The 12,954-nt window shown below is 62.7% G+C and carries 14 protein-coding genes and 1 pseudogene; 5 read left to right on the top strand and 10 right to left on the bottom strand.

The window, feature by feature from the left end; genetic code table 11:
• Nucleotides 1-146: 146 nt before the first annotated feature.
• Nucleotides 147-429 (top strand): annotated as a pseudogene (locus tag NKH54_RS31155) (helix-turn-helix transcriptional regulator).
• A gap of 160 nt (nt 430-589) precedes the next feature.
• On the opposite strand, the gene NKH54_RS31150 reads toward NKH54_RS31155, so the two are convergent.
• Entirely contained in the window at nt 590-970 is a 381-nt protein-coding gene (locus tag NKH54_RS31150; RefSeq protein ID WP_023684767.1) for a hypothetical protein, read from the bottom strand.
• 166 nt (nt 971-1,136) lie between these two features.
• On the opposite strand from NKH54_RS31150, the gene NKH54_RS31145 reads away from it, so the two are divergent.
• The gene (locus NKH54_RS31145; RefSeq protein WP_352790576.1) at nt 1,137-1,472 is read left to right on the top strand and encodes an antibiotic biosynthesis monooxygenase family protein; all 336 of its coding nucleotides are present in this window, start codon (nt 1,137-1,139) and stop codon (nt 1,470-1,472) included.
• On the top strand, nt 1,472-2,362 hold the full coding sequence (locus NKH54_RS31140) for an alpha/beta fold hydrolase (protein ID WP_502907582.1): 891 nt from the start codon (nt 1,472-1,474) through the stop codon (nt 2,360-2,362). Before NKH54_RS31145 ends, NKH54_RS31140 begins: the two co-directional genes overlap by 1 nt.
• Before the next feature lie 45 nt (nt 2,363-2,407).
• Here NKH54_RS31140 and NKH54_RS31135 read toward each other — a convergent pair whose 3' ends face one another.
• The 6 genes from NKH54_RS31135 to NKH54_RS31110 all read right to left on the bottom strand — a co-directional run bounded on the left by NKH54_RS31135 (nt 2,408) and on the right by NKH54_RS31110 (nt 8,080).
• Nucleotides 2,408-2,992, bottom strand: coding sequence for a LysE family translocator (locus NKH54_RS31135; RefSeq protein WP_280790913.1), 585 nt, complete (start codon nt 2,990-2,992; stop codon nt 2,408-2,410).
• A 137-nt stretch (nt 2,993-3,129) separates the two neighbouring features.
• A complete protein-coding gene (locus NKH54_RS31130; RefSeq protein ID WP_023689053.1) occupies nt 3,130-3,936 on the bottom strand; it encodes an ABC transporter permease in 807 nt (268 codons plus the stop codon).
• The gene (locus NKH54_RS31125; RefSeq protein ID WP_023701874.1) at nt 3,936-4,769 is read right to left on the bottom strand and encodes an ABC transporter permease; all 834 of its coding nucleotides are present in this window, start codon (nt 4,767-4,769) and stop codon (nt 3,936-3,938) included. The genes NKH54_RS31130 and NKH54_RS31125 overlap by 1 nt, the downstream gene beginning before the upstream one ends.
• 21 nt (nt 4,770-4,790) lie before the next feature.
• The gene (locus tag NKH54_RS31120; protein WP_353029623.1) at nt 4,791-5,906 is read right to left on the bottom strand and encodes an ABC transporter substrate-binding protein; all 1,116 of its coding nucleotides are present in this window, start codon (nt 5,904-5,906) and stop codon (nt 4,791-4,793) included.
• Between the two features lie 82 nt (nt 5,907-5,988).
• Nucleotides 5,989-7,080 carry an ABC transporter ATP-binding protein gene (locus tag NKH54_RS31115; protein WP_023689051.1) on the bottom strand — a complete coding sequence of 364 codons (1,092 nt, stop codon included), beginning with the start codon at nt 7,078-7,080 and terminating at the stop codon, nt 5,989-5,991.
• A 103-nt stretch (nt 7,081-7,183) separates the two neighbouring features.
• Nucleotides 7,184-8,080, bottom strand: coding sequence for a LysR substrate-binding domain-containing protein (locus tag NKH54_RS31110; RefSeq protein WP_023684774.1), 897 nt, complete (start codon nt 8,078-8,080; stop codon nt 7,184-7,186).
• Nucleotides 8,081-8,163: 83 nt separating this feature from the next.
• On the opposite strand from NKH54_RS31110, the gene NKH54_RS31105 reads away from it, so the two are divergent.
• Nucleotides 8,164-9,765 carry a zinc-binding metallopeptidase family protein gene (locus NKH54_RS31105; RefSeq protein ID WP_353029622.1) on the top strand — a complete coding sequence of 534 codons (1,602 nt, stop codon included), beginning with the start codon at nt 8,164-8,166 and terminating at the stop codon, nt 9,763-9,765.
• A gap of 14 nt (nt 9,766-9,779) precedes the next feature.
• Nucleotides 9,780-10,712 (top strand): dimethylarginine dimethylaminohydrolase family protein, encoded by a 933-nt coding sequence (locus NKH54_RS31100; protein ID WP_023693913.1) that lies wholly within the window; start codon nt 9,780-9,782, stop codon nt 10,710-10,712.
• 323 nt (nt 10,713-11,035) lie between these two features.
• Here NKH54_RS31100 and NKH54_RS31095 read toward each other — a convergent pair whose 3' ends face one another.
• The 3 genes from NKH54_RS31095 to NKH54_RS31085 form a co-directional block, all read right to left on the bottom strand.
• On the bottom strand, nt 11,036-11,146 hold the full coding sequence (locus tag NKH54_RS31095) for an FCD domain-containing protein (RefSeq protein WP_348524571.1): 111 nt from the start codon (nt 11,144-11,146) through the stop codon (nt 11,036-11,038).
• A 286-nt stretch (nt 11,147-11,432) separates the two neighbouring features.
• Nucleotides 11,433-11,855: a hypothetical protein gene (locus tag NKH54_RS31090; protein ID WP_023684778.1), complete on the bottom strand. Its 423-nt coding sequence runs from the start codon at nt 11,853-11,855 to the stop codon at nt 11,433-11,435.
• 130 nt (nt 11,856-11,985) lie between these two features.
• Nucleotides 11,986-12,525 (bottom strand): cytochrome c, encoded by a 540-nt coding sequence (locus tag NKH54_RS31085; RefSeq protein WP_023689047.1) that lies wholly within the window; start codon nt 12,523-12,525, stop codon nt 11,986-11,988.
• Between the last annotated feature and the right edge of the window lie 429 nt (nt 12,526-12,954).

The following is a 12,954-nucleotide window of genomic DNA, read 5'->3' as shown; positions in this document are numbered from 1 at the left end:
ATGACGTTACACTCCTTCCAAGGCACCTTGCTCTCCTTGCAAAGGGCCGAAAGTGTAACCCATGTCTCCGGAATGAACTGTCACCCATCTCTCGGGAAGGGCACGGGTCCATTCCGGACACATAGGTTACGGTTTGTACCTGGCATATGGGTAGCACTCTGAAGGTGTACGAACGAAACAGAACGACCGAGCGCTGCCCTTCCCATCCTGGCGCGTTGCTCGACGACATCGTTCCCGCCGCCGGCAAGACCAAGGTGGAAATCGCCAATCTGCTCGGAATCTCGCGCCCAGCAGCTCTACGATATCAGCCTTGGCAAGATGTTCGGCGATGGTGCCGCGATCTGGCTCAGGATGCAGGCCGCGTATGATGCCTGGCATGCGGAGCGCGAAGTTGACGTTAGCGCCATCCCGACCCTGCATGCTGCCTGAAGGTAGAGCGCGTTCGCTGACGGCAGCGGTCCCGTAGCTCCGCCGGATAGAGCACCGGCCTTCTAAACCGATGGTCACAGCTTCGAATCCTGCCAATAATTTCAATACCTTAGGTGAGGCGTCGCGGCGCCGGAGACTGAAGGTCGTCCTTGTTAGCCATCTACCGGTAAAGTTTCGGGTATTTGGCCCTCTCGCTTTGGCAACTTGCCGATCTCTGGGCCGCCATTGCGAAAGCCCTCTCATAGGTATGGATGGCCATGTTGAACTTTCGGGGGTCTGGGGTCAGGTGTTTGTCCCGCCCATCATACAAAAGGACCGGGACGGCGAAAATTGCTTTTCCGTCTTCCGTTGGCCTCAACGCCGGACATCTTTGCCTTACGCCAACGAGGTCACCGGCCATTCTGGCGGCCGAATTTAACCTTGCATCGGACATCCGAGCCAGGAAGTTGATGTTTTGCTGTTCCCCTTGTCCGGCCGAGGCAGCCGACAATGCGAAGAAAATTCCTGCGGTGAATACAGCGAAAGCTAGACGTAGTTTCATTGTGCCCTCCCAAGTTGAGCACAAGAGAGCACGTTTGGACTTGACAGGATAGCCGCGTGTCCAGTGCAAGTTACTGTACGGAACCTTTGCCATACGTCGACTATCAGCCAGTTGTGCGGCCAGTCAGGATAGTCGGAACGCGGCGCGCCTTCGGGTGTTATAGGAGATGGTACCGAAAACCCCGACCATTGCGCGCATCTGGCGCGGCAGGACCTCGCCCGGCAGGGCCGACGCCTATGAGCGCTACAATTACGAGGCTGGTATCAAGCCGCTGATCGAGAAAGCGCTTGGCGTGCAGACTTTTCGCGAGGACACGCCGACGCATTCGGAATTCATCACCATCTCCTATTGGGAGAGCGTCGAGGCGATGGCCGCCTTTACCGGCGGCGATCCGCAAAGCATCCACCATCTCGACCGCGACAAGGAGTTCCTGATCGAATTGCCGAAGGGTGTCCAGGTGCTGCGAATCCGTTCCAGCCACGGACTGGTTGGCGGCAGCTGATGTTTGCGGGCTTTGACGCCAGGACCGTTCAAATGGAGGAGACATCGATCTTCGTCAGGGCCGGTGGCTCAGGGCCGCCGTTGCTGCTCCTGCATGGCTTTCCCGAAACGCATGTGATGTGGCGGGACATCGCCGTGGCCCTGGCGCCGCATTTCAGCGTGGTCGCCGCCGATCTGAGAGGCTACGGACAAAGCGGCTGTCCGGCTTCCGGAGCCAATCATGCCGCCTATTCCAAACGAGCGATGGCGCGCGACATGGTGCAGGTTATGGACGTTCTCGGTTTCGACCGTTTCATGGTTGCCGGCCACGACCGTGGCGGTCGCGTCGCCTACCGGCTGGCGCTCGACCATCCCGAAACCGTGTCGAAAGTCGCCGTTCTCGACATCGTCCCCACGGCCTCCGCCTGGGATCGGGCCGATGCCAGGTTGGCGCTGGCCTTCTGGCCGTGGAGCCTGCTCGCCCAGCCGGAACCGCTGCCTGAGCGCCTGTTGTCCGCAGCACCCGACGCAGTTGTCGACAATGCGATCGCTGGCTGGGGCTCGGCTCCAGATGCTATTCCCGCTGAGGTCAGGGCCGCCTATATCGAGGCGCTGCGTGATCCCGCCCATGCCCACGCCATCTGCGAGGAATATCGCGCCGCCGCAGGCATCGACCGCGAGCACGACGCGCAGGACCAGGCTGATGGCTGTCGCATCAGATGCCCGCTGCTTGCGCTCTGGAGCGGCGAGGGCGGGTTGGAGAACTGGTATGCGGAGGAGGGCGGCCCGTTGGCGATCTGGCGGCAATGGGCTGATAACGTCGGAGGCGGCTCGGTCAAGGGTGGGCATTTCTTCCCGGAAGAGCACCCCGAAGACACGGCTGCAAGGCTGTCGAGATTCTTCGCAAGCTGACTACGGGCCGATTGCTAAATCCGGCCCTGTGTAGTCCTGTGTCGACTATCTCAGATGCCCGAGGGATTGCAGGATCAAAGTGCTCGAAAGACCAAGCAGGGCGATACCGTACAACCGGTCGATCCACACGGCGTTTGGCCCAGCCAGAAGCCTTGCGGCCCGCGCGCCAAGGGCTGCGTAAAACGTCAGCACAAACACATCGGCAAGCGCGGCGATAATGGCCAGGATGCCATACTGGATCGCGATCGGCTCATCCACGCGGACAAAATGCGGCAGGATCGCGGGGAAAAGCAGCCAGGCCGCCGGATTTGTGACCGCCACCAGGAAGCAGCGCCCAATGAGTGCCTTGGCTGAATGCCGTGTTTCGGGAACGTTAGGGTTGAACGAAGGTCGGGACGCGGTGCGCAGGGTACCGATGGCGACGAAAAGCAGATAGCCCGCGCCGAACATCCTGAGAGCCGAGAGATAGAATTCCGAAGCCAGCAGAAGAGCGCCGAAGCCCAGCGCGACGATGCTGATAAGAACGAAATCAGACAGTACGACGCCGGCCATGCCGAGAAACGCGCGTCGAAAACCGTAGCGGGAGCCGTTGGTGATGGCGAGCACGACGTCCGGTCCCGGAACCGCCATTCCGAGCACCGACACGAAGGCAAATGTCACCAGCGGCAGGTTTCCCATGACGCCGCGTAATGCACCCGGCGCTCACCGTCCGTAACGCCCTTCACACAGCGGCTTGGCTATCGCCGATTGTTGTTGGCCACCTTGGCTCAGTGCCCGCCGCGCATCTTCACCACCACAGTCCTCACCGCCAGGACCAGCACGGTGATGATGATCAGGATCACCGAAAGGGCTGCGATCGCCGGGTCGATGTTGTCGCGCAGGCCCATCCACATCAGCCGCGGCAGCGTGATGGCGTTGACCGAGGTGATGAACAGGGTCACGCCGATCTCTTCCCAAGACAGCACGAAGGAGAGAAGTGCAGCGGTGACGATGCCGAACTTGATGTTGGGCATGATGATGCGCGTCGCGCGTTCCCACACGCCGGCGCCAAGGCCGCGCGCGGCAAGGTCGATGCGGCGGTCGAGCTGGCTGAGCGAGACCAGGATCAGCACCGTGGCGAAAGGCACCGTCATCACCGAATGCGCCATGGCGACGCCGAGCCATGTGTCATAGCCAAAGAACGAGCTCATGCCCGAGATCGACGTCAGCAGGAAGTAGAGCGTGATCGCCGAGACCACCGGCGGCACCACCATCGGCAACAGCACGAAGCCGACAAGGGTGGCCGTGAAGCGCGGCTGGAACATCCAGACGCCAAGGCTGAAGCACAGCGCCAGCACGGTGGAGATGACGCTGCTGACGATGCCGATGCGGATCGACAGCAGGATGGCGTCGAGCCAGCGCGGATCCTCGATCAGCGCGCGGTAGTGGCGCAGCGACAGTTCGCCCGTCGGCATAGCCAGCATGCGGCTTGGCGTCAGCGACACCGGGATGACCGCCAGCAGCGGCAGCAGCAGGAACAGTGCCACCAGCACGGCGAGGATCAGCGAGACGGGACCGGGGCGATAGGTCGGCATCAGATCAGTTGCTTCGGTCTGACATAGCGGAACAGCAGCGCCATGAGCGCGCCGACGAACAGCACCAGCACGACGCTGATCGCCGCGCCCAGTCCCCAATCGGGACTCTGGAAGATGCGCAGATAGATCAGCTCGGCGATCATCACGCTGCGGCCGCCGCCGAGGATCGCCGGCGTGACGAAGAAGCCGAGCGAGAAGACGAACACGATCATCGCCGAACCGATGATGCCGGAGCGCGTCATCGGCACGAACACGGTCCAGAAGGTGCGCATGCGGCTGGAGCCGAGCCCGCGCGCCGCGAGCAGCACGCGCTCGTCGAGGCTGCGCATGGCGGAGGCCAGCGGGAACACCGCGAAGGGAATGAGGAAATGCGTCATGCCGACGATGACGCCGAACTCGTTGCGCACCAGCGCCAGCGGCTCGGAGATGAAGTCGATCGATTGCAGCCAGGTGTTGATCAGGCCGCGGTTGGATAAAAGCGCCACCCAGCCGAAGGCGCGGGTCAGCACCGAGATCCAGAAGGGGACGAGAATGCAGAATTCAGCGATTATGCGCTGTGCCGGGCTGCCGCGCACCCACACCATGGTGATGGCGTATGCCGCCGCCACGGAAACCACGGTGACGATCAGCGCGATGCGCAGCGTGCGGATGAACACAGACTGCACCAGGGCATCGGTGGCGAGCGCGCCATACTGGCCGAGCCCCGGTGTCGGCAAGGTGACGCTCCACTTGACGACGCCGAGGAACGGCCAGGCGTAGGCCAGCACAAGGAACAGGAGCAGCGGCGCCATCAGCACCGCCGCGCCCATCCTGTCGGAGAGGGTGCCTCTCATCGAAGCTCGTGCCCGGCCTGGTCAGGCCGAGATGATCTTGGTGTATTCGTCGAGTGCTGCCCCGTAATTCTTGGCGTACCAGTCCATGTCGAGCGCGATCTGCTTCTTCATGTTTTCGGGATCGACCGGGTTGATGCGCTTCTTGTCGGCGGGGATCAGCGCATCGGCGGCCGGATTGGCCGGACCCTGTCCGAGCTTGTCGAACATCACCAGCTGCTTTTGCGGATCCTGGGCGCTGGCGATGAACTTCATCGCTGCGTCCTTGCCGCCGGGGTTGCCCTTGAGCACGGCCAGCGCGCCGGGCGAAATCAGGCCCTGATCCCAGATGAACTTGATCTTGCCGCCCGAGTCCTGCTCGATCAGCGAGGCGCGGGTCGACCACACGATCGCCATCGAGGCTTCGCCGTTGAGCAGCACGCTCTGGCTCTCGGCGCCGCCGCCCCAGTAAGCCACGACGTTTTCCTTGAAAGCGGCGATCTTGTCATGCGCTCGCTTCAGGTCGAGCGGGTAGAGCGAGGCCGGCGCGATGCCGTCTGCAAGCAGCGCTGCTTCCCAACTCGACACGCCCCATTTGTAGAGCGAGCGCTTGCCCGGAAACTTCTTCACGTCGAAGAAGTCGGCCATGCCGGTCGGCGCGTCCTTGCCGTATTTCTCGGAATCATAGGCGATGACATAGGAGAAGAAATAGGTCGACGCCGCGTATTCCCAGCCGAACCCCTCGCGCATCTTCTTCTTGTCGACGATGGCGTAGTCGATCGGCTCGAGCGCACCCTGCGCGCCGAGCGTGATGGCCGAGAACGGGTCGACGTCGACAAGGTCCCAGGTCGGCGCGCCGCTCTTGAACTGTGCGGCAATCGCGCCTTCGGTCGGGCCCGAACCGTCCATCTTGACGGTGATGCCGGTTTCCTTGGTGAAGGCCTGGCCGTAGGCGGCGTCATAAGCGGTAAGGGCATCGCCACCCCAGTTGACCAGCACCAGCTCCTTGGCCTGCGCAAAGGCACCGGTCGGGCGCAGCAGCATCGGTGTGCCGGCCAGCACGAGGGCTGCAAGCTGGGTGAATTGCCGGCGCGAAATCTCGCCGCGCACAGCCCGGGCGGTCAGCCCGTCCATGGCTTGTTTTTTGCTTTGGTTTGTCATTTTAGTTCCCCTTTTTCGTTTTGGTTCCGGTGGTTATGGCGCGCTCCAGATTCTTTGCTGGAAGACTTCGCCGTTCTCGTCGTCATCCTCCGTCCGGAAGGAGGAAACCCTTTTCCGCCGGCCATGTCAGCCAGACGGAATTGCCTTTGCTGAGTGCAGCCGCCGCGACCTCGTTCGGCACCGAGACGGTCACCTTGGCGCCCTGGCGTGTCGTCAGATCGAGTTTGGTCGCCGCACCCAGATAGGTCGAGCCGATGGCGGTGGCGGCAATGCCGTTCTCGCCGGCGGCGGCTTCGCGCGTGATCGACATATGTTCGGGCCGGATCGCCAATATGGCATCGCCACGGACTTTCTCGGCCTTGCAGAGCATGTTGACCGCGCGGTCCTCGCAGAGGCCCGTCGAGCCATTGTCGGCGGGCTTGACCCCCTTCAACGGCAGCATGTTGATCTCGCCAAGGAACTCGGCGACGAAGCGGTTGTCCGGCCGGTCGTAGACCTCGTCCGGCGCTCCGACCTGCAGCAATTTTCCGTGGTTGAAGATGGCGACGCGCGACGACAGCGCCAGCGCCTCGCTCTGGTCGTGGGTGACGAAGACGAAGGTGGTGCCGGTCTCCTGATGCAGCCGCTTCATCTCGGCCTGCATCTGGCCGCGCAGGCTCTTGTCGAGCGCCGAGAACGGCTCGTCGAGGAGCAGCACGCCGGGTTCGAACACCAAAGCGCGGGCCAACGCCACGCGCTGCTGCTGGCCGCCGGAAAGCTGCGCCGGCAGTTTCGTCTCATGGCCCTTGAGGCCGACGCGCTCGATCATCTCGGCAACGCGGCGCTTGATCTCGGAAGCCGATTTCTTGCGTACCTTGAGCGGGAAGGCGATGTTGGCCTCGACCGACATGTGCGGGAACAGCGCATAGCCCTGGAAGACCATGCCGGCGGCACGCTGTTCGGCCGGCCGCTCGGTGATGTCGATGCCGTCGCTGAAAAGCTTGCCGGCGGTCGGTTGCACGAAGCCGGCGAGGATCATCAGGAATGTGGTCTTGCCCGAGCCGGAGGGACCGAGCAGCGTCAAAAACTCGCCGCGGCCGATATTGAGCGTCAGGTCGTCCAGCGCCCGGAACGAGCCGAAGCTCTTGCCGATCCCGATTGCCTTGATCTCTGCGGCCCGGCCGGGTTGCTGCATCCTGCCTCTTCCTTGGTCGTGGCTTGAGCGTAGGGCAGGGCCCCGGCTCACCGCAACCGAATAGTTTTCGCCTGATCGGCAAATTTGATTCACGGATGGGAGGCTAGTACGGGCTGATCCGGTTCTCCGACAGCTTCGACCTCAACCACCCATTGAATGCTTCCAGCACCGGGTGGCTGGCCTTGGCATGTTCCGACACCAGGAAATACGAGCGCGGCGAGGGGATCGCGATATCGAAGGGGCGCACCAGACGGCCTTCGCTCAGCGCCCGGCGGCTGGTCAACTCGTCGCCCATGGCGATGCCCTGGCCGGCGATCGCCGCGGAAAAAACGAGGTTCATGTCCGAGAAGAAGATGCCGCCTTCGGTGTCGGGGTTTTCCACCTTGGACAGCGCCAGCCAGCGCGCCCAGTCCTCGGTGTCGCCGAGATGCAGGAGATTGGCGCGCAGCACGTCGGCCGGTTTTGAAAAGCCGCCGACCTTGTTGAGCAGTGTCGGGCTGCAAAGTGGCGTGAACGAGATTTCGCACAGCAACTCCACCGAGCGGTTCGGCCAGTTGCCGACGCCGAAGGCAATGAAGGCATCGGCGTCCGGATTGCTGACATCGTCCAGCCGTCTGGGCGTCAGGATCGACAGCGCCACGTCCGGATACATCTGCCGGAACTCGCCGATGTGCGTGCACAGGAACAGAGAGGCGAAGCCCGGCGTGCAGGAAACGGCGAACGAACCGCCGACGCCCGTGCCGGCCTGGCGCGTCACCGCATCGCCGAGCACCGTCAGCGCCTTTCTCACATCGGCGGCATAGCGCTGGCCGCGCGGTGTCAGCGCCACGCCCTTGCCGATGCGCTCCAGCAGGTCGAAGCCGAGGTCGCGTTCGAGGAGCCGCAACTGATGGCTGACGGCGCTGCGGGTCAAATGCAGTTCATCGGCTGCGCGCCAGACGCTGCCGTGACGGGCAAAACTGTCGAGGGCGCGCAGCGCCTGTGTGGAAGGTATTCGCAAGAGGCCTCAGGTGAACCGAATTTGCATGAACCGGAAAAACATATCACTTTTTGCAATGCCGCTTCACTGCTTTCTTGGGCCGCATGGAGAAACCGGTGACGACCTCGGCGCAAGCCACCGCGCTTGCCTGTCTCAATAGCATCCAGCCGTCGCTGTCGGCGTGGACGCGCACCATTTTCGATTTCGGCGAAACAGCCTGGCGCGAATACCAGTCGGCGGCCTGGTATGTCGCGCGGCTGAAGCATGAGGGCTTTTCGGTCGAGGAAGGGTCGGCCGGCATGCCGACCGCCTTTTGTGCCCACTGGACGAATGGCCCGGGGCCGACCATCGGCATGTACGGCGAATACGACGCGGTGCCCGGCAACTGCCAGGACGCGGCAACGGTGAAGCGATCGCGGCCGGGCCTCGGCGTCGAGGCCGGCGGCCACACCGATCCGCATTCCGGACTAGGCATTGCCGGCCTCGGCGGACTTCTCGCCACCAAGGCGGCAATGCAACGCCACGGCATCGAGGGGACGTTGCGCTTCACCGGCGAGCCGGCCGAGAAGGTCAGGGGCTCGAAGCCGATCCATGCGGCCAAGGGCTACTATGACGGCCTTGCCGGCATGATCTCCTTCCACCCCTTCTATATGCTGCCGCTCTGCAACACGGCGCGCTGGGACACGCATTGCGGCGCCGCCTATGCGATGATCTACCGTTTTGTCTGCGACGAACCCGAAAACTGGGTTCGCGCAAGCGATGGCGCGCCGATCCCGCAGGCGCATTCGGCGGTGCGGGCGCCCGGCGCCAATGACGCGCTGATGACGATGTACATGGCCTCCAAGGCGCTGCGCGATTCCATGCTACCCCACCAGGGCGGCTGGTCGATCAGCGAGGCGATCCTCACCGCCGGGCAGGCGACCGCCGACAATCTGCCGGCGGGGCTGGCCGAGATCCAGTACATGATCCGCGTGCCGACCATTGCCATGGCAGAGCAGGTCACCGCGGTGCTCGACCGTAATGCGGCCGCGGCCGCGGCGATCAGCGGTTGTCGCTATGAGCGCCATTGGGTGTCGAAGTCGCGGCCGGGCCTCGCCAATCACGCCATGGCAGGGATTGCCTATGAGGCGCTGTCCACCGTTGGCGCTCCGAACTGGGACGAGGCGGCGAAAGCGATCGGTCGCAAGGTCCAGGTCAATGCCGGCGGCACCTCGACCGAAAACCCTTTCATCGACGAGATGGAGCGGCTGATTGCGCCGCAAGAGGCCGAAGCGATCCTGCGCCGCGATTTGCCTCCGTCGCAGATCAACTCGACCTCCGACGACTACACCGACATGTCGTGGCACACGCCGACCGCACGCTTCTATGTCGCCCGCCCGGCGCTGCGCTCGGCGAATGGCCATGCCTATCCATCCTGGGCGATGAACGCGCTGGGCGGTATCTCGGCCACCATTGACCCGATGGTCATTTGCGCCGCCAAGACGGTTGCGCTTGCAGCCCTCCGCCTGCTCGAGGACAAGTCCGCGCGCGATGCGGCCATGGACGAATTCGTCACCCGCACCGGCGGCGGCATTGGTGGCTCCAACTGGATCGCGCCGCTTTGCGACTATGACCCGCCGATCAATTTCCGCTGGCCGGAATATGTCACCACCGCGCGCGGGCGCGATTGGTGGATTCCGAGCAGCCAACCCAATCAAGCTGCATAATCGAGGAGAACCTTATGACCGTCCATGACCGCATCGTCGCCGAGCCGTTCTCGCTGCAACGCCGCAACCCCGCCGGCGGCACCAAGCCGCTGACGTCATGGGGCTTTGCCAACGAGACCGACGTGCTGACAGACGTGTTGCTCGGCTCGCCAAACTTCCTGCGCCACCTCTCGACCAGCTCGCTGTCGCGCAAGCATTTGCGCGAAGCGCCCTGCAACGTTCAGATCGCCCAGGCGCAGCACAAGGACCTCGTCGCCGCCTATGAGCATTTCGGCGTCAACATCCACTGGCACGAGCCGACGCCGGAACTGCCGATGCAGGTCTATTCCAGAGACTCCAGCGTCATGACGCCCTACGGCGCCTTCATCACCGCCATGGCCAATTGGTGGCGGCGCGGCGAGAACTATGCCGCCATCCGCACCTATGAAAAGCTCGGCATCCCCATCTACGACATGGTCACGGCTGGCACCTTCGAAGGCGGCGACTTCAACGTCATCGAGGAGGGCGTGGTGCTGATCGGCTGCGGCGGCGCCCGCACTCAGGAAGAGGGCGCCCGCCAGGTGCAGGACTGGTTCGAAAAGGAAGGCTGGGAAACGCGCCTCGCCTTCATCGACGAATATTACGTCCATATCGACCTGATGGTGGTGCCGATCGCCGAGAAGCTCACCGCGGTGTGCCTCGCCTGCACCGAGCCCGGCATCGTCGACTGGCTGAAGGGCAAGGGCCACGAGATCATCGACGTGCCCTTCCAGGACACGATGGCGCTCGGCTGCAACTTCATGTCGCTGGGCAAGGACAGGGTCATCGCGCCGACGTCGAGCCAGTCGCTGATCGGCCAGCTCAAGGCACGCGGCTTCGAGGTTGCTGCCGTCGACATGAGCGAGATTTCCAAGACCGGCGGCGGCATTCACTGCATGGCGCAGGCGCTCAAGCGCGAGCCGGCGTAACGGCACGAATTGCCGCCGGGACCTGTGACGGACTGCTGCCAGATTTGACAAAACAGGCCTGGCAGAGGAAATTGATGCCATTAGAGGAGGGATTCTGTGAAGAAAACTTACGAAAAGCCGAGTCTGGCCAAAGCCGGCAAACTCGGATCGCTGGTCGCTTCAAACCCGTCGAAGCCCGCCCCCTGAGCGCAACCAGCCGCTGAAGGCCGAAATTCGGTCGTCCTGGTTATCGGCGACCGGATCGCGCTGTATGATTGAAGGGAGCCCGCCGGCTTTGAACGGCGGGCTTTTTGCTTGCGCCAGAGCGCTGCCGCGTCTGCCGGCTAGTCCAATCTGCCCGAACCTGAATTGAACTTGCGCCGGGCGTTTTCCAGATGCGCCCGCATCGCTTGGCCGGCCGCTTCCGGGTCGCGGCGCTCGATCGCCTCGAACACCGCCTGGTGGCCGGCAAAACTCGTGCGGTTTTCGATCTCCGTATTGGCTACGTGGATGCGCTGATTGATCAGCCATTCGACCTAGCCGGATTTTGAAACCAAGCCAGCTTCCCCAAAAGATCATGCCCAAACAAAGCCATAGCGCGAAGACCACATGCGCGCCGTTCCCGCCCACCCGGCGATCAGGGAGTGGCTGGCGTGAGATGGCCGCGCTGACGACGGAACGAGATCGCCTCGTCCGGCCGGCCGGACTCTCGACGGCGTGGTCCGGCCGGAATTCCATCTGCTATGCGGGTATCAATACGGCGATGCGATGCACGCCGACCTCCTTGCTTGTATTCGTCGCTTCATCGGTCTTGCCCTTGGAGCAGGTGTACATATCACCCGTCTTTAGCTTGAATTCCTTGTCCGCTTTCTTGATCGTGAATGCACCTGAGGTAATGGTGCACACCATGTCGTTGTCCATCACGGTTTGAGGAGCATGTGCTCCGGGCTGAAACACAACGTCGATAATTGCGATGCTCTTGTAGGCGGGAATGTCTGCATTGCCGGTGCCGACCTCCACCACCCTGACACCGGGCGCAATCTCCTTGCCCTCTTTCGGGCCGTATTTCTTGATTTTTGCCGATGCCGCCAAAGTGAACAAAGGCGCTACCGCGGCGGTCGTCAGACCGAGGGCAATTGCAGACCTGCGATTCATGGTTTTCATTGCATCCTCCCGATGCTCGTCATGCATGGATATGCACGACCGGCGATATATTAGCACAAACGAATTTACTTGTATGCAAAGTGACTGTGGCGCAGGCCAGCAAGAAAATGCTCCGCCGGATAATGTCGCTTCACTGTACCTTTTGCCGGAATTTCGAATGACAGGTCGAGCAATCCTGCAGGATGAGATGCAGGATATGCTCCGCCGGCAGTTTGGTCGGATCGGCTTCCTCTGGAATCGAGCGCTTGCCGAGCAGGCTGCCGCCGCCCATCGCCAGGCCGGTGCCCATGCGCATGTCATCGGTGATGACGGCCGGCGCGCTTTCGGCCTTGGCGGCCAGAGCGTCGGCCAGCGTTCCGATATGATTTGCCAGGGCCTCGAATTCCGCCCGTGACTGATCGATCTCCAGCCTGGCCTGCGAAGGCGGTCCAAGCGAGCCGCTCGGAAATTCGGCAATCAGGGCAGGGCCGGTGCGCGCGCGCAGCGTGTCCGCTGCCGCCTTGAAGGCTGCCGCGTCATAGGCTTGCCTGCGGTCGAACATGCCGGCAATGGTTTTCGCAGCCGCCGCCATCTCCTTCATCGACGCCTGGCGGGCCGCGACGATCGGTCCGCTGCCGACGGAGGCGCCCATCGTAAGGGCACAGACCAGCCACAGCAGCGCCGCTTTCACGGCGCCATGTCCTTGCCCCATCCATCCGTGCTCAGCAAGCCGCAGCAGGGGTTCGACCTGCAGTCGGATTCTTCGGTCGTGATGCCGGTTCTCATCGGTAAATTTCCGTCGCCGGAGGTCTCCGTCTCTGAGCAGATAGACCTTCCAGCCACCGGAAGGTCAACTGATTGAGAAGGCCGATCAGCGGGCAATCAGCACAGGCTTGCAGCAAGCTGACGCAGCGTTTCCTTGACTTGGATCGCAAAAACGGGCAGCAAGGCGGGGGTGAGGGAGAGCATTCTACCGTGGCGCAGACCATGGAGTGCTCTTTTTTTCGTATCAGGCGCCGCATAATCGGTGGCTGATGGAGGGATTGGTTAACCAACTTTGTCCATCTTTTGATTCAATCGGCAACAGACGCGAAAGGTGCAGGGGGCACCAGCGAACTGT

Origin of the sequence: Mesorhizobium sp. M1004, from assembly GCF_040318795.1 — a bacterium.
GTDB lineage: Bacteria > Pseudomonadota > Alphaproteobacteria > Rhizobiales > Rhizobiaceae > Mesorhizobium.
Note: the sequence above shows the minus strand (reverse complement) of the source record. Positions and strands in the feature narration are given on the sequence as shown.

What these genes read in the sequence shown, in the direction of transcription:
- NKH54_RS31135 (WP_280790913.1), bottom strand. Translation starts at nt 2,992, where the DNA reads ATGGCGGTTCCGGGACCGGACGTCGTGCTCGCCATCACCAACGGCTCC.
- NKH54_RS31115 (WP_023689051.1), bottom strand. Translation starts at nt 7,080, where the DNA reads ATGCAGCAACCCGGCCGGGCCGCAGAGATCAAGGCAATCGGGATCGGC.
- NKH54_RS31125 (WP_023701874.1), bottom strand. Translation starts at nt 4,769, where the DNA reads ATGAGAGGCACCCTCTCCGACAGGATGGGCGCGGCGGTGCTGATGGCG.
- NKH54_RS31090 (WP_023684778.1), bottom strand. Translation starts at nt 11,855, where the DNA reads ATGAAAACCATGAATCGCAGGTCTGCAATTGCCCTCGGTCTGACGACC.
- NKH54_RS31130 (WP_023689053.1), bottom strand. Translation starts at nt 3,936, where the DNA reads ATGCCGACCTATCGCCCCGGTCCCGTCTCGCTGATCCTCGCCGTGCTG.
- NKH54_RS31140 (WP_502907582.1), top strand. Translation starts at nt 1,472, where the DNA reads ATGTTTGCGGGCTTTGACGCCAGGACCGTTCAAATGGAGGAGACATCG.
- NKH54_RS31100 (WP_023693913.1), top strand. Translation starts at nt 9,780, where the DNA reads ATGACCGTCCATGACCGCATCGTCGCCGAGCCGTTCTCGCTGCAACGC.
- NKH54_RS31150 (WP_023684767.1), bottom strand. Translation starts at nt 970, where the DNA reads ATGAAACTACGTCTAGCTTTCGCTGTATTCACCGCAGGAATTTTCTTC.
- NKH54_RS31105 (WP_353029622.1), top strand. Translation starts at nt 8,164, where the DNA reads ATGGAGAAACCGGTGACGACCTCGGCGCAAGCCACCGCGCTTGCCTGT.
- NKH54_RS31120 (WP_353029623.1), bottom strand. Translation starts at nt 5,906, where the DNA reads ATGACAAACCAAAGCAAAAAACAAGCCATGGACGGGCTGACCGCCCGG.
- NKH54_RS31145 (WP_352790576.1), top strand. Translation starts at nt 1,137, where the DNA reads ATGGTACCGAAAACCCCGACCATTGCGCGCATCTGGCGCGGCAGGACC.